This is a genomic window from Pseudomonas sp. S2_C03 (genome assembly GCF_054668405.1).
Window position 1 is genome coordinate 4,499,824 of record NZ_CP162766.1, and the last position, 15,142, is coordinate 4,514,965.

The 15,142-nt window shown below is 60.0% G+C and carries 20 protein-coding genes; 10 read left to right on the forward strand and 10 right to left on the reverse strand.

Going from position 1 to position 15,142, the window contains the following annotated elements; translation table 11 throughout:
- Window positions 1-2 precede the first annotated feature (2 nt).
- The 9 genes from hisD to AB4N64_RS20910 all read right to left on the reverse strand — a co-directional run bounded on the left by hisD (window position 3) and on the right by AB4N64_RS20910 (window position 6,900).
- Entirely contained in the window at window positions 3-1,340 is a 1,338-nt protein-coding gene (gene hisD, locus AB4N64_RS20870) for a histidinol dehydrogenase (RefSeq protein WP_460118073.1), read from the reverse strand.
- A gap of 125 nt (window positions 1,341-1,465) precedes the next feature.
- Window positions 1,466-2,101, reverse strand: coding sequence for an ATP phosphoribosyltransferase (gene hisG, locus AB4N64_RS20875; protein ID WP_460118076.1), 636 nt, complete (start codon window positions 2,099-2,101; stop codon window positions 1,466-1,468).
- A 128-nt stretch (window positions 2,102-2,229) separates the two neighbouring features.
- Complete coding sequence (gene murA / locus AB4N64_RS20880; protein WP_460118079.1) at window positions 2,230-3,495, reverse strand: UDP-N-acetylglucosamine 1-carboxyvinyltransferase; 1,266 nt, start codon at window positions 3,493-3,495, stop codon at window positions 2,230-2,232.
- A gap of 22 nt (window positions 3,496-3,517) precedes the next feature.
- Window positions 3,518-3,757: a BolA family protein gene (locus AB4N64_RS20885; protein ID WP_460118082.1), complete on the reverse strand. Its 240-nt coding sequence runs from the start codon at window positions 3,755-3,757 to the stop codon at window positions 3,518-3,520.
- 114 nt (window positions 3,758-3,871) lie between these two features.
- Complete coding sequence (locus AB4N64_RS20890; protein ID WP_460118085.1) at window positions 3,872-4,177, reverse strand: STAS domain-containing protein; 306 nt, start codon at window positions 4,175-4,177, stop codon at window positions 3,872-3,874.
- On the reverse strand, window positions 4,174-4,815 hold the full coding sequence (locus AB4N64_RS20895) for an MlaC/ttg2D family ABC transporter substrate-binding protein (protein ID WP_460118087.1): 642 nt from the start codon (window positions 4,813-4,815) through the stop codon (window positions 4,174-4,176). The genes AB4N64_RS20890 and AB4N64_RS20895 overlap by 4 nt, the downstream gene beginning before the upstream one ends.
- Before the next feature lie 11 nt (window positions 4,816-4,826).
- A complete protein-coding gene (mlaD, locus tag AB4N64_RS20900; RefSeq protein ID WP_460118089.1) occupies window positions 4,827-5,294 on the reverse strand; it encodes an outer membrane lipid asymmetry maintenance protein MlaD in 468 nt (155 codons plus the stop codon).
- On the reverse strand, window positions 5,294-6,091 hold the full coding sequence (gene mlaE / locus AB4N64_RS20905) for a lipid asymmetry maintenance ABC transporter permease subunit MlaE (RefSeq protein WP_460118091.1): 798 nt from the start codon (window positions 6,089-6,091) through the stop codon (window positions 5,294-5,296). The genes mlaD and mlaE overlap by 1 nt, the downstream gene beginning before the upstream one ends.
- Window positions 6,091-6,900 carry an ATP-binding cassette domain-containing protein gene (locus AB4N64_RS20910; RefSeq protein WP_460118093.1) on the reverse strand — a complete coding sequence of 270 codons (810 nt, stop codon included), beginning with the start codon at window positions 6,898-6,900 and terminating at the stop codon, window positions 6,091-6,093. The genes mlaE and AB4N64_RS20910 overlap by 1 nt, the downstream gene beginning before the upstream one ends.
- Window positions 6,901-7,172: 272 nt before the next feature.
- Here AB4N64_RS20910 and AB4N64_RS20915 point away from each other — a divergent pair, with 272 nt between their 5' ends.
- From AB4N64_RS20915 to AB4N64_RS20960, 10 genes are all read left to right on the forward strand, one after another.
- Complete coding sequence (locus AB4N64_RS20915; RefSeq protein ID WP_460118095.1) at window positions 7,173-8,147, forward strand: KpsF/GutQ family sugar-phosphate isomerase; 975 nt, start codon at window positions 7,173-7,175, stop codon at window positions 8,145-8,147.
- Window positions 8,147-8,671, forward strand: a complete 525-nt coding sequence (locus AB4N64_RS20920; protein WP_460118097.1) for a KdsC family phosphatase — start codon at window positions 8,147-8,149, stop codon at window positions 8,669-8,671. The genes AB4N64_RS20915 and AB4N64_RS20920 overlap by 1 nt, the downstream gene beginning before the upstream one ends.
- A gap of 7 nt (window positions 8,672-8,678) precedes the next feature.
- Complete coding sequence (gene lptC / locus AB4N64_RS20925) at window positions 8,679-9,251, forward strand: LPS export ABC transporter periplasmic protein LptC (RefSeq protein WP_460118099.1); 573 nt, start codon at window positions 8,679-8,681, stop codon at window positions 9,249-9,251.
- On the forward strand, window positions 9,238-9,786 hold the full coding sequence (gene lptA / locus AB4N64_RS20930) for a lipopolysaccharide transport periplasmic protein LptA (RefSeq protein WP_460118101.1): 549 nt from the start codon (window positions 9,238-9,240) through the stop codon (window positions 9,784-9,786). Before lptC ends, lptA begins: the two co-directional genes overlap by 14 nt.
- The gene (lptB, locus tag AB4N64_RS20935; RefSeq protein WP_460118103.1) at window positions 9,787-10,512 is read left to right on the forward strand and encodes an LPS export ABC transporter ATP-binding protein; all 726 of its coding nucleotides are present in this window, start codon (window positions 9,787-9,789) and stop codon (window positions 10,510-10,512) included.
- Between the two features lie 182 nt (window positions 10,513-10,694).
- Window positions 10,695-12,188: an RNA polymerase factor sigma-54 gene (locus AB4N64_RS20940; protein WP_460118106.1), complete on the forward strand. Its 1,494-nt coding sequence runs from the start codon at window positions 10,695-10,697 to the stop codon at window positions 12,186-12,188.
- Window positions 12,189-12,260: 72 nt separating this feature from the next.
- Window positions 12,261-12,569: a ribosome hibernation-promoting factor, HPF/YfiA family gene (gene hpf, locus AB4N64_RS20945; RefSeq protein WP_368557050.1), complete on the forward strand. Its 309-nt coding sequence runs from the start codon at window positions 12,261-12,263 to the stop codon at window positions 12,567-12,569.
- A 12-nt stretch (window positions 12,570-12,581) separates the two neighbouring features.
- Window positions 12,582-13,046, forward strand: coding sequence for a PTS IIA-like nitrogen regulatory protein PtsN (gene ptsN / locus AB4N64_RS20950; RefSeq protein ID WP_460118108.1), 465 nt, complete (start codon window positions 12,582-12,584; stop codon window positions 13,044-13,046).
- A gap of 2 nt (window positions 13,047-13,048) precedes the next feature.
- Window positions 13,049-13,906 carry an RNase adapter RapZ gene (gene rapZ / locus AB4N64_RS20955; protein WP_460118110.1) on the forward strand — a complete coding sequence of 286 codons (858 nt, stop codon included), beginning with the start codon at window positions 13,049-13,051 and terminating at the stop codon, window positions 13,904-13,906.
- 15 nt (window positions 13,907-13,921) lie between these two features.
- Window positions 13,922-14,194, forward strand: a complete 273-nt coding sequence (locus AB4N64_RS20960) for an HPr family phosphocarrier protein (RefSeq protein ID WP_192309666.1) — start codon at window positions 13,922-13,924, stop codon at window positions 14,192-14,194.
- 48 nt (window positions 14,195-14,242) lie between these two features.
- Here AB4N64_RS20960 and AB4N64_RS20965 read toward each other — a convergent pair whose 3' ends face one another.
- On the reverse strand, window positions 14,243-15,136 hold the full coding sequence (locus AB4N64_RS20965) for a ZIP family metal transporter (protein WP_460118112.1): 894 nt from the start codon (window positions 15,134-15,136) through the stop codon (window positions 14,243-14,245).
- Window positions 15,137-15,142: the final 6 nt, after the last annotated feature.

Sequence of the window (15,142 nt, forward strand, 5' to 3'; positions counted from 1 at the left end):
GTTCAGTTCCCCTGCCCCGGTTTGAAGTCTTTATCGAGAATGCGGTATTCGGCGCTGCGCGCGTGGGCGCTCAGCGATTCGCCACGGGCCAGCACCGAGGCAGTCTTGCCCAGCTCAGAGGCGCCGCTCTCGGAGCAGTAGATGATCGACGAGCGTTTCTGGAAGTCGTACACACCCAGTGGCGAGGAGAACCGTGCGGTGCCGGAGGTCGGCAACACGTGGTTGGGACCTGCGCAATAGTCGCCCAGCGCCTCGGAGGTGTGGCGGCCCATGAAGATCGCACCAGCGTGGCGGATCTGCGGCAGCCAGGCCTGTGGGTCGGCGACCGACAATTCCAGGTGCTCCGGCGCGATACGGTTGGCGACTTCGATGGCCTGCTCCATGTCACGCACCTGAATCAACGCGCCACGGCCATTAATCGAGGTTTCGATGATGGTGGCGCGTTCCATGGTCGGGAGCAGCTTGGCAATACTTGCAGCCACCTGATCGAGGAACTCGGCGTCCGGGCTGACCAGGATCGCCTGGGCGTCTTCGTCGTGCTCGGCCTGGGAGAACAGGTCCATGGCGATCCAGTCCGGGTCGGTCTTGCCGTCGCACACCACGAGAATTTCCGAGGGACCTGCGATCATGTCGATACCGACTTGGCCGAACACGTGGCGCTTGGCGGTGGCCACATAGATGTTGCCCGGGCCCACCACCTTGTCTACCTGCGGTACGCTTTCAGTGCCGTAGGCCAATGCGGCGACAGCCTGGGCCCCCCCGATGGTGAACACACGGTCGACACCGGCGATGCAGGCGGCCGCCAACACCAGCTCGTTGATTTCACCACGCGGGGTCGGCACCACCATGACCACTTCGGTCACACCGGCGACCTTGGCCGGAATGGCGTTCATCAGCACTGACGACGGGTACGACGCCTTGCCGCCCGGCACATAAAGGCCCGCGCGGTCCAGCGGCGTCACCTTCTGGCCGAGGACGGTGCCGTCGGCTTCGGTGTAGGTCCAAGAGTCCTGTTTCTGCTTTTCGTGGTAGCTGCGCACTCGGGCGGCGGCTTTTTCCAGCGCTTCACGCTGGGGCACGGTGATCCGGGTCAGCGCCAGTTCCAGGCGCTCGCGCGGCAGGATCAGGTCGGCCATGGACGCAACGTCAAGCCCGTCGAACTGGCGGGTGTAATCCACCAGCGCCGCGTCGCCACGCTCGCGCACGGCCTTGATGATGTCCAGCACCCGCTGATTGACCGAGTCGTCAGACACACTTTCCCAGCTCAGCAGATGATCCAGATGATGCGCGAAATCCGGGTCAGCAGCGTTGAGTCGGCGAATTGCAGTCAGTGCGGTCATAGCGAGAGCCTCATAGGATTGGCAAAAAACTCAGGCGCCCGAAGCTAACATTCGATCCGCTTGGGCACCTGAGAATTCTGGCTATGAGGCGGATAGACGGCGCGACTCAACGTCGCGCAGGTGAATCAGCCGCGGTGTCGAGACTCCACTGCGTTGCGCAGGGTGTCGATCAACGCCTGGATACGGGCGTGCTGCATTTTCATCGAAGCCTTGTTGACGATCAGCCGGGAGCTGATGTCGGCAATGAAATCCTGTGGCTCCAGGCCGTTGGCCCGTAGCGTGTTGCCGGTGTCGACCACGTCGATGATCTTGTCGGCCAGGCCGATCAGCGGTGCCAGTTCCATCGAGCCGTACAGCTTGATGATGTCGACCTGGCGGCCCTGTTCGGCGTAGTAGCGCTTGGCGACGTTAACGAATTTGGTGGCGATGCGCAGGCGGCCCTTGGGCTCGATGGCGCCGACCTTGCCAGCGGTCATCAGCTTGCACCGGGCAATTTTCAGGTCCAGCGGTTCGTACAGGCCCTGGCCGCCATATTCCATCAGCACATCTTTACCGGCGACGCCCAGATCAGCGGCACCATGCTCGACATAAGTCGGCACGTCGGTGGCGCGCACGATCAACAGGCGGACATCTTCCTGGGTCGTGGGAATGATCAGCTTGCGGCTCTTGTCCGGATTCTCGGTCGGCACGATGCCTGCTTCAGCGAGAAGCGGCAGGGTGTCGTCAAGGATGCGGCCCTTGGACAGTGCGATGGTCAACATGGGAAACGTCAGTCCTTATCAAGGTACTCATGCCCGGTCACAAACGGCGCCGGACACAGATCGAGGGTGCAACCACCCTCGACTCGGAACAATTCAACGGGCATGTCCTTATGCCCATGCAGCAGCAACTAGCCCGGAACGCGACGGATCTTGGCGCCCAGCATCTGCAGTTTCTCTTCGATGCACTCGTAACCACGATCTATGTGGTAGATGCGGTCGATCAGGGTATCGCCTTCGGCAATCAGGGCCGAAATCACCAGGCTGGCCGACGCACGCAGGTCGGTGGCCATCACTGGCGCGCCCTTGAGCTTTTCGGTACCGGTGACGATGGCGGTGTTGCCCTCGACCTGGATCTTGGCGCCCATGCGGTGCAGTTCGTAAACGTGCATGAAGCGGTTTTCGAAGATCGTCTCGATCACCGCGCCCGTACCTTCGGCAATGGCGTTGAGCGAAATGAACTGTGCCTGCATGTCGGTCGGGAACGCCGGGTACGGGGCGGTCCGCACGTTGACGGCTTTCGGCCGCTTGCCGTGCATGTTCAGCTCGATCCAGTCATCACCGGTGGTGACCTCGGCGCCGGCTTCACGCAGCTTCTCGAGGACGGCTTCGAGGATGGTCGGATCGGTGTCCTTGACCTTCACACGCCCGCCGGTCACAGCTGCGGCCACCAGGTAGGTGCCGGTTTCGATACGGTCAGGCATGACCTTGAAGGTGGTGGTGTGCAGACGCTCGACACCGTCGATGGTGATGGTGTCGGTGCCAGCGCCGGAAACCTTGGCACCCATGGCGTTCAGGAAGTTCGCCAGGTCGACCACTTCCGGCTCGCGCGCGGCGTTGGCCAGAACACTGCGGCCCTTGGCCAGGGCAGCGGCCATCATGATGTTTTCGGTACCGGTCACACTGACGGTGTCGAAGAAGAAGTGCGCACCGCGCAAGCCGCCCTCAGGCGCCTTGGCCTTGATGTAGCCGCCTTCGACGTCGATCACCGCGCCCATGGCTTCAAGGCCACGGATGTGCAGGTCAACCGGACGCGAACCGATGGCGCAACCGCCAGGCAGCGCGACTTCAGCTTCGCCGAAACGGGCGACCATCGGCCCCAGCACCAGGATCGACGCACGCATGGTTTTCACCAGTTCGTAAGGCGCGATCAGGGTCTTGATGGTGCGCGGGTCGATTTCGACCGCCAGCTTCTCGTCGATCACCGGCTCAATGCCCATGCGGCCGAACAGCTCGATCATGGTGGTGATGTCGTGCAGGTGCGGCAGGTTGGCAACCGTGACCGGGCCATCGCACAGCAAGGTGGCCGCCAGGATCGGCAGGGCAGAGTTCTTTGCCCCGGAGATGCGGATCTCGCCATCAAGACGAGCGCCACCGGTAATAATCAATTTATCCATAAGAATCTCGACGCCCTTGGGCTCAGGTGCGCTCGGCCCAAGCCGTGCTGCTGAAAAATTTCATAGTGACCGCATGGATGCTGCCATCGGTGATCCATGGGTTCAAATGGGCATAGACCTGCTGCTGACGCTTCACCGGGCTCAATGCCGCCAGTTCATCGCTGATCACGTTCAACTGGAAATTGCAGCCTTCGCCTTCAACTTCCACTTGCGTGTTCGGCAGCTTTGCTTCAAGGAAGCTCTTAACTTCTACGGCCTGCATGCTCAACCTCAATCGGCGCCCTGTGCGCGCGGGTCGGACATCATACAAAAAAGCCCCGCGCCTGCGAACCCCGCGAAGCAGGACTCTGACGGGGGGCTTCCCTGTCGATGCTGTTTAGGGGTGCGCCAACAGCTCGGTCAACTCGCTGACCTGGGCAATTTCGCGCATGTCTTCAGGCATGGCACGGATGGTCAGCGTCTTGCCGACCTCCTGTGCGTCACGCATGAAACACAGTAACAGCGATAAGCCAACACTGCTGGACTTGAGCACCGCCGAGCAATCCACCACCAGCGCAGCGGCCTTGCTCGCCTTGATCAGCGCCTGACCCTGCTTGCGCAGGCCGGGGCCGGTCATGTAGTCCAGCATGCCACTGAGCATCAGCTCGCCGGCTTCGCTCATGCGAATGGCCGATACACTCATTGGGACGACTTCTCGCTGGCCTGCTTGGCTTTGGCGACTTCACCGGCCCAACCGTTGATGGTCTTGTCCAGGTCGTTGCCATTGCGCTGCATCGCGTCGGCGAACTGATCGCGGAACAACTTGCCGATGTTGATGCCGTTGATGATCACGTTACGCAACTTCCACTCGCCGTTGATCTTCTCCAGGGTGTAGGACACGGGGTAGATCGCACCATTGTTGCCTTTGACGGTCATGCCGACGCTGGTACGGTCGCCCGACTCATCCTTGGCCGGATCGACGGTGATGCCCTGGTTGTTGTACTCGAGCAGGGCATTGCCATAGAACTGAAACAGGCCCCGCTTGAAGTTCTCTTCGAAGGTCTTCATTTGCGCAGGCGTGGCCTTGCGCGAGTACTTGACCGTCATGATGCTTTTGGAGATGCCCTCGGCATCCACCACCGGACCGACGATTTCGTTCAGCGCCTTATAAAAGCCGTTCGGGTCCTGCTTGTACTGTTCCTTATTGGCCGACAGGTCTGCCAGCAACCGGTTCGTGGTGTCCTCGACCAGATCATGCGCGGAAGGCGCCGCCACGGCGTTAGCCATCAACGGCACGGCCGCGAGCAGTACAAACAGGCCACGTCGCAAGGTAGAGATCATTCAAAAGCTCCTCATTTGGCGTCTTTGCTAACGGTATTGAGCAGGAATTTACCGATCAGGTCCTCGAGCACCAGTGACGACTGGGTGTCATGAATGGTGCCGCCCTCCTTGAGCAGAGTCTCCTCGCCACCCACGCTGATGCCGATGTATTTCTCGCCCAACAGGCCAGCAGTCAGAATAGATGCAGTGGAATCAGTCGGCAGATTATCCACACGCTTTTCCAGCTGCATCGTCACCCGCCCAGTGAAACTGTCGCGGTCCAGATCGATCGCCGTGACCTTGCCGATGGTCACACCGGCCATGGTCACTTTAGCTCTGACCGTCAAACCGGCGATATTGTCGAAATAGGCGTAAAGTTTATAAGTCTCGGTGCTCGGGCTCGGGGACAGGCCACTGACCCGCAGTGCCAACAGCAGCAAAGCCAGGATGCCAGCCAGCAGGAAAAGGCCGACACCGATTTCCAGGGTGCGGTTTTGCATCAGAAATCTCCAAACATCAAGGCGGTCAGAATAAAGTCCAGGCCGAGTACAGCCAACGAGGCATACACAACGGTCTTGGTAGTGGCACGACTGATCCCCTCGGAAGTGGGCTCGCAGTCATAGCCTTGGAATACGGCAATCCAGGTCACGACGAAGGCAAAGACGACACTTTTGATAATGCCGTTGAGCACATCATCGGTGAACGTCACGCTGTTTTGCATGTTGGACCAATAGGACCCTTCATACACACCCAGCCAGTCGACGGCTACCCACGAACCACCCCAGATCCCCACCACGCTGAAAATCATCGCCAGCACAGGCAGGGAAATGAAACCGGCCCACAAGCGCGGGGCAATGATGTACTTGAGCGGGTCGACACCGATCATTTCCAGGCTGGACAACTGCTCGGTGGATTTCATGTTGCCGATTTCCGCCGTCAGGGCCGAACCGGCACGTCCGGCGAAGAGCAACGCGGTGACCACCGGCCCCAGTTCGCGCAGCAGCGTCAGGGCGACCATCTGCCCGACCGCCTGCTCCGAGCCGTAGCTGGACAGGATATTGAACCCTTGCAGCGCCAGCACCATGCCGATGAACACCCCGGAGACCACAATGATCACCAGGGACATCACGCCCACCGAATGCAGTTGCTTGACCAGAAGCCCGAAACCACCGCCGATGCCGCCGCGCCCCAACAGAGCGTGGAACAGGAAAATGGTCGAACGACCGAACGCGGCCAGCACGTCGATGCCGGCGTGGCCGAAGCGGCGTATGCGTTCCAACAGTGAAGTCTTGCGCATCAACGCTTCCCCAGAAGATCTGCGCGGTAGTCCGTCGCTGGAAAGTGATATGCAACCGGGCCGTCGGGCTCCCCGGTCATGAATTGGCGAATGCGCGGTTCCTGGGAGTTCATCAACTCTTGCGGCGTACCCTGCCCCAGCACCTTGCCCTCGCCGACCACATATATGTAGTCCGCGATGCTCGCGGTCTCGGCCAGGTCGTGGGAAACCACGATGCTGGTGATGCCCAGGGCATCGTTGAGCAGACGGATCAGACGCACCAGTACGCCCATGGCGATCGGGTCCTGGCCAACGAAGGGCTCGTCATACATGAGGATCTGCGGGTCCAGGGCAATCGCCCGAGCCAGGGCGACACGACGCTTCATGCCGCCGGACAACTCCTCGGGCATCAGGTCGATGGCGCCACGCAGGCCGACGGCCTGCAACTTGAGCAACACGATGTCGCGGATCATTTCCTCGGGAAGTTCGGTATGAACTCGTAGCGGAAAAGCGACGTTCTCGAACACATCGAGATCGGTGAACAGCGCGCCACTCTGAAACAGCACACCCATGTGCTTGCGTGCATCGAACAGATCACTGCGCGACAACTTGGGCAGATTCTGACCGTTGACCCAGACTTCGCCCTTGGACGGACGCAACTGGGCGCCCATCAAACGCAACAGCGTGGTCTTGCCACACCCGGAAGGCCCCATGATGCCGGTGACCTTGCCGCGCGGAATACGGATATCGACGTTATTGAAAATGCTGCGCGCACCGCGCTTGAAGGTCACTCCCTTCAGCTCGACCGCGTAGGCGTTATCGGCACTCATCTAAACTCCTTGCGATGCAGCCTCTCCCTCGGACGCCTGACTTTCTGGCGAAAGCACATACGTGCGGGCGGACCGAACTGGCGGCGAACTATATCACTGCAAAGGTCGAGCGCCCAAGGGTCAAGCCGGCCATGTTTAATCGATGATGGATAAATGACGTCAATTACACGCATTGCGTAACAAGGAATGACAAAGCGTGACGAACTTGCGTGAGGGTTTTGATCATTACCGCTATAATCGCCGCCTTTTCATCGGGCTAAACGATTTCAGACATGAGCCAATCCAGCGACCTGATTCAATCAGCACAACGCACCATCCGCCTCGAACTGGAAGCCGTGCAAGGCTTGCTACCCCATATCGACGCTGATTTCGTACGCGCTTGCGAGATGATTCTGGCCAGCAAAGGCCGCGTGGTCGTGGTCGGCATGGGCAAATCCGGGCACATCGGCAACAAGATCGCCGCCACCCTGGCCAGCACCGGCACCACGGCTTTCTTCGTGCACCCGGCCGAAGCCAGCCACGGCGACATGGGCATGATCACCCGCGACGACATCATCCTGGCCCTGTCGAACTCCGGCTCCACCAATGAAATCGTCACCCTGCTGCCATTGATCAAGCGCCTGGGCATCCAATTGATCAGCATGACCGGCAATCCCGCTTCACCGCTGGCCAAGGCCGCCGAAGTCAATCTCAACGTGCACGTCGAACACGAAGCCTGCCCGCTGAACCTGGCACCGACGTCCTCGACCACCGCGGCGCTGGTGATGGGCGATGCCCTGGCGGTCGCACTGCTCGAAGCCCGCGGCTTCACCGCCGAAGATTTTGCGTTCTCCCATCCGGGCGGCGCACTGGGCCGACGCCTGCTGCTTAAAGTGGAACATGTCATGCACGCGGGCGAGGAACTGCCCAAGGTCCAGCGGGGCACGCTGCTCAAGGACGCCTTGATGGAAATGACTCGCAAGGGCCTGGGCATGACAGTCATCCTCGAGGCCGATGGCAAGCTGGCCGGGATTTTCACTGACGGCGACTTGCGCCGCTCCCTGGACCGCGCCATCGACGTTCACCACACCGCCATCGATGCGATCATGACCGTCCACGGCAAGACCGCCCGCGCGGAAATGCTCGCGGCCGAAGCCTTGAAAATCATGGAAGACAACAAAATCAGCGCACTGGTCGTGGTTGACGGTGACGATCGTCCGGTCGGCGCCCTGAACATGCACGACTTGCTGCGCGCAGGAGTAATGTAATGAGTGCGGACCTGCTGCAACGCGGTAAACAGATCAAACTGGCGGTATTCGATGTCGACGGCGTCCTGACCGATGGGCGCCTGTACTTCCTTGAAGATGGCGGCGAATTCAAGTCGTTCAGCACACTCGACGGCCAGGGCATCAAGATGCTGATGGCCGCTGGCGTGCAAACAGCGATCATCAGCGGCCGCAAGAGCCCGGTGGTCGAGCGCCGGGCGATGAACCTGGGCATTCCCCATGTTTATCAAGGTCGCGAAGACAAACTGGTCGTGCTGGACGGGCTGCTGGCCCAGCTCAACCTGAGCTACGAGCAAGTCGCCTACCTGGGCGACGACCTGCCGGACCTGCCGGTGATTCGTCGCGTCGGCCTGGGCATCGCGGTGGCCAATGCCGCCAGTTTTGTCCGTGAACACGCTCACGGCGTTACCCTGGCCCGTGGTGGCCACGGTGCCGCTCGCGAGTTCTGCGAACTGATCCTGCGCGCCCAGGGCCGCCTCGATGCGGCTAACGCCGCGTACCTGTGAGCCAATTATGCTGAGCAAGAAATTTCGCAACATAGTGATATTCGCCTGCATCGCAGCCATCTTCGCTGCGGTCGGCTACTGGAACATCAGCCCGGAACGCTTCCTCGACAAGCCGGTGGCCAAATCCGAAGACAGTCCCATCGACTGGTATGCGACCAACACGCACACCCTGCAATACCTCGAAGACGGGCGCGTGCAGTACGAAATGACGTCCGACAAGGCCGAGCACGTGAAAGCCACCGACGTCACACTGGTCACCAAGCCGGACCTGAACATGTACCGTGGCACCGATTTTCCATGGCACGTGACCAGCGATCGCGGTGAAGTGAACCCAGGCGGTACCGAGGTTGAACTGATCGACAACGTACGCGTCAAGCGCACTGACGAAAAGAAACGCGACACCCTGATCACTTCCACCCGCATGACAGTGTTCCCACAGCAGCAATATGCGCAGACCCAGCAACCCGTTAGAATCGACGGCGCTGGCGGCGTATCGACTGGCGTAGGAATGAAAGCGTATCTGAAGGACAGCAGGATTCACCTGCTATCGAACGTAAGAGGACAGTATGAGGCTCGTTAAAACCCTCCCTATTTTGCTCGGTCTGAGCGCAGCACTGGGAAGCGTGAGCGCCTGGTCTCTGCCGAACGATCAGCAGCAGCCTATCCGCATCCAGGCCGACGACGCCCAACTGGACGACAAGAACGGCGTGGCCACCTATACGGGCGACGTGGTCATCACCCAGGGCTCGATGAAGGTCACCGGCAACAAGGTCACCATGACCCGGGCGCCCAACGGTGACATCGACGTGGTGACCTCGGTGGGCAACCTCGCCTACTTCGAGCAACTGCAAACGGCGGGCGACACCAAGCCGGTGCAGGGCTACGGCGTGACCATCCAGTACCACGCCACGCAGGACCGCGTCGTGCTGATCGACCGCGCCAAGGTCATCGACAAGGACGGCAACGTGACCCAGGGCGAGAAAATCGTCTATGACACCAACAAGAAACTTGCCAGTGCCGGCCGCGCCACGGGTACCAACGTGACAGAGTCGCGTCCGCGTATCGACATGGTGATCCAGCCTAAAAAGAAAACCGAAGAGCAAAAGGCCCCGTAAATGGCAACTCTGAAAGCTCAGCATCTGGCCAAGAGCTACAAGAGCCGCCAGGTCGTGCGCGACGTCAGCCTGTCCATCGACAGCGGTCAGATCGTCGGCCTGCTTGGCCCTAACGGCGCCGGCAAGACCACCTGCTTCTACATGATCGTTGGCCTGGTCCAGGCCGATCAGGGCCGCGTCCTGATCGATGACCTCGACGTCAGCCACCAGCCGATGCACGGCCGCGCAAAAGCCGGTATCGGCTATCTGCCGCAGGAAGCGTCGATCTTTCGCAAGCTCTCGGTCGCCGACAACATCATGGCGATCCTCGAGACCCGCAAGGAACTCGACAAGGCCGGCCGTCGCAAGGAATTGGAAAGCCTGTTGCAGGAATTCCACATCAGCCACATCCGCGACAACCTCGGTATGAGCCTGTCCGGTGGTGAACGCCGCCGCGTGGAAATTGCTCGCGCCCTGGCGACCAGCCCGAAATTCATCCTGCTCGACGAACCTTTCGCCGGCGTGGACCCGATCTCGGTCGGTGACATCAAGCAGATCATCCATCACCTCAAGGCCAAAGGCATTGGCGTGCTGATCACCGACCACAACGTCCGTGAGACCCTGGATATCTGCGAAACCGCCTACATCGTCAACGATGGCCAACTGATTGCCGAAGGTGACGCTGAAACCATCCTGGCCAACGACCTGGTCAAGGAAGTGTACCTGGGCCACGAGTTCCGCCTTTAAGCGTCGAGGTCCCTGGCTGATCTACCGAGCGCTTGTATCAATAAAAAATCAAGGCTTTTTTATTGTTACAGCGCTCTAGGCAAACGCTGCTGTTTCAGGCATATAATTTGCTTATGTTTGGCGCTTCGGCGCCCTGTAGTGGATGGCGCATGTGCGCCGGAAAAAGGTGTTAAGCCCCTGCCATGAAACCATCGCTAGTCTTGAGAATGGGCCAGCAGCTGACGATGACACCGCAGCTGCAACAGGCCATCCGCCTGCTCCAATTGTCGACCCTGGACCTGCAACAGGAAATCCAGGAGGCCTTGGAGTCCAATCCGATGCTCGAACGCCAGGAGGAAGGCGACGACTTCGACAACACCGACCCGATGGCCGACAACGTCGAACAGAAGCCCACCCCCGACACTCAGGAAACCTCCTACCAGGAAAGCGCGCCGACGGTCGACAACCTCGAAGAAGGCGACTGGAACGAGCGTATTCCCAACGAACTGCCCGTCGACACCGCTTGGGAAGACGTCTATCAGACCAGTGCCAGCAGCCTGCCCAGCAGCGATGACGACGAGTGGGATTTCACCACCCGCACATCGGCCGGCGAAAGCCTGCAAAGTCACCTGCTGTGGCAGTTGAACCTGGCACCGATGTCCGATACCGATCGTTTGATCGCCGTGACCCTGATCGATTGCATCAACAATCAGGGCTACCTGGACGAAACGCTCGAGGAGATCCTCGAAGCCTTCGATCCGGAACTGGACATCGAACTGGACGAAATCGAAGCCGTCCTGCACCGCATCCAGCAATTCGAACCTGCCGGCATCGCCGCCCGAAACCTGGGTGAGTGCCTGCTGCTGCAATTGCGCCAGCTCCCCGCCAAGACACCCTGGCTGGCAGAGGCCAAGCGTCTGGTCACCGACTACATCGACCTGCTCGGCGGCCGCGACTACAGCCAGCTGATGCGCCGCATGAAGCTCAAGGAAGACGAACTGCGCCAGGTGATCGAGCTGGTGCAAAGCCTGAACCCGCGCCCGGGCTCGCAAATCGAGTCCACCGAAGCCGAATACGTCGTCCCCGACGTCATCGTACGCAAGGACAACGAGCGTTGGCTGGTGGAGCTGAACCAGGAATCGGTGCCACGCCTGCGGGTCAACGCCCAGTACGCCGGTTTCGTGCGCCGCGCCGACACCAGTGCCGACAACACCTTCATGCGCAATCAGTTGCAGGAAGCGCGCTGGTTCATCAAGAGCCTGCAGAGCCGAAACGAAACACTGATGAAAGTAGCCACCCAGATCGTCGAGCATCAGCGCGGTTTTCTGGAGTACGGCGACGAAGCGATGAAACCGCTGGTGTTGCATGACATCGCCGAAGCGGTGGGCATGCACGAATCGACGATATCCCGCGTGACGACGCAAAAGTTCATGCATACCCCGCGGGGTATTTATGAGCTGAAATACTTTTTCTCCAGCCATGTCAGCACCTCCGAAGGCGGTGAATGCTCGTCCACGGCGATCCGCGCGATCATCAAAAAACTGGTAGCGGCGGAAAATCAGAAAAAGCCGTTGAGTGACAGCAAGATCGCTGGTTTACTGGAGGCACAAGGCATTCAGGTGGCTCGCCGCACCGTCGCCAAGTACCGCGAATCCCTCGGGATCGCGCCTTCGAGCGAACGCAAGCGGTTGATGTAGGGCCACGCCACAGCGTTCCAGTGGCAAACATTTGTTTGCCGCTTTATGCACTGGCAACGAAGGAGAAGCTGTATGCAAGTCAACATCAGTGGACACCAACTGGAAGTGACCGAACCTCTTCGCACCTACATCGGCGAAAAACTCGATCGGCTGGAGCGACACTTCGACAAGATCACCAATGTCCAGGTCACGATGACCGTCGAAAAGCTCAAACAGAAAATCGAAGCCACCTTGCATATTCCTGGCGGTGAAGTGGTCGCCAACGCGGAACATACCGATATGTACGCGGCCATCGACGCACTGACCGACAAGCTGGATAAACAACTCAAAAAGCATAAGGAAAAGACCCAGAGCCTCCTCCAGGGCGCAACCGGTCGTTAACACTCCCTACCCATGATCCGACTTGAAAGCATACTGACCCCCGGCCGTTCCCTCGTGAACGTGCCGGGCGGCAGCAAAAAGAAAGCCCTTGAGCAAATTGCCAACCTGATCGCACGGGAAGTCCCCGATCTGGAAATGCAAGATGTCTTCGAGGCACTGATCGCCCGTGAAAAACTCGGCTCGACCGGTTTTGGCAACGGCATCGCCATTCCGCACTGCCGGCTCAAGGGTTGCACCTCGCCCGTCAGCGCCTTGATGCACCTGGATGCACCCATCGATTTCGACGCCATCGACGGCGCGCCGGTAGACCTGTTGTTCGTGCTGCTGGTCCCGGAAGCTGCTACCGATGCGCACCTTGAGTTGCTCCGCCAGATCGCCAGCATGCTCGATCGCAAGGAAGTCCGTGATCGCCTGCGCAGCGCCGCGAGCAATGAAGCCTTGTATCAGGTTGTCCTGGACGAGCAAAACGGGCACTAATCATGCGCTTGATCATCGTCAGTGGCCGCTCCGGCTCAGGTAAAAGTACCGCGCTCGATGTGCTCGAAGACAACGGCTACTACTGCATCGACAACCTGCCCGCAGGGCTGCTGCCGGAACTGGCTGAACGCGCGCTGATCCACACCGAACTGACGCAACCGCTGGTGGCCGTCTCCATTGACGCACGTAACCTGCCAAGCCACTTGAGCCGTTTCCCGGAACTGCTCGAAGAAGTCCGCAGCCGGCATATCCAGGTGGATGTGCTGTATCTGGATGCCGACGAAGAGACGCTGCTCAAACGTTTTTCGGAAACCCGTCGCCGTCACCCACTGAGCAGCGCCAATCGCTCACTGGCCGAGGCAATCACCGATGAGACAGCACTACTCGGGCCGATTGCCGACCTCGCTGACCTCAAGGTCAATACCACCAGTCTTAACCTGTATCAGTTGCGCGATACCATCAAGCTGCGCCTGCTGAACCAGCCAGAACCCGGCACGGCGTTCCTCGTGGAGTCTTTCGGATTCAAGCGCGGTATGCCGGTAGATGCCGACCTGGTATTCGACGTACGCTGCCTGCCCAACCCTTATTGGAAGCCTGAATTGCGCGAGCAATCCGGGCTCGATCAGCCGGTAGCCGAATACCTGGCCGCCCAGCCGGACGTCGAGGAGATGTACCAGGACATTTCCACGTACCTGCTCAAATGGTTGCCCCGCTTCGCCGCCAGCAACCGCGCCTACGTCACCATTGCCATTGGTTGCACAGGCGGACATCATCGGTCCGTCTACCTGACTGAACGTCTGGGCCAGGTCCTGCAAAAAACTCTGAAGAACGTCCAGGTCCGCCACCGCGACCTCAGCTAAAGGATTCACATCGCGATGCCTGCTCTGGAAATTGAAATCATCAACAAGCTGGGCCTGCATGCCCGCGCTTCCGCCAAGTTCGTTGGCGTGGCGGGCCAGTTTCCTTGCCAGATCAGGGCCGGACGCACACCGACGTCCATGGTCGACGGCAAAAGCATCATGGCCATGATGATGCTCGCCGCGGGCAAGGGCACCAAAATCCACCTGAGCACCGAAGGCGAACAGGAACAGGAAGCGCTCGATGCGCTGGTGGCATTGATCAACAACTATTTCGACGAAGGCGAGTAACGAGCATCCTGTAGCAACGGGCCTGTGCCGCTGCTACACCCTCCCCCGCTAAGCCAGCGCTGTATCCATCACCATCATCAGACAGAACCCGACCAGCAGGCCAAGGCTCGCCAACTTGTCGTGACCATGGCGGCGCGACTCCGGGATGACTTCATGGGTGACCACCAACAGCATGGCCCCAGCAGCCAATGCCAGGCCCAACGGCAAGATCAACTCGGCCAGGCTGACCAGCCAGGCGCACAACAGGGCAAAGACCGGTTCGACCAATCCGGACGCCGCGCCGATCAGGAATGCCTTCACTCGCGACATGCCCGCCCCTGCCAATACCAACGCGATGACTAACCCTTCTGGCACATCTTGCAAAGCGATGCCCATGGCCAGGCTGTCGGCGTCGGGCATGCCGCCCCCCGCCGAAACACCCACAGCCATGCCTTCGGGAATGTTGTGAGCGACGATGGCAAACACGAACAACCAGATCCGTGGCGGGATGACCGGTCGCTGCGGTGTACCAACGAGCATTTCCGGTGACGCACCGGAGACTTTCCGATCCACCAGGAACAACCCGAACGCGCCCAGCAGGATGCCAAAACTGATCAGCCCGCTGGCCGCCCAAGGGGTCAGCCCGAGGTTTTCGGCCGCAGAGATACCCGGAGCGATCAGCGAAAATGCTGTTGCCGCAAGCATCACACCGGCACCAAAGCCGAGCAGCGTGTCGCTGAGCGCCTGGGGCATGCGCCGGATCACCAACACCGGCACTGCACCCAATGCTGTGCCCAACGCGCAGATCGCACCGCCCTGTAACGCGCGCAACAGTTTCGGCTCAAGCCCCAACCACGTGAGGCCCTGGGCAACCAGCAAGCTCATGCCCGCCAGTAGTAAAAGCGACCCCAACGCATAGCGAAACATCCGCCCACTTCCGGTCGCCAGTGTTTCAGTGCCCATAATCAG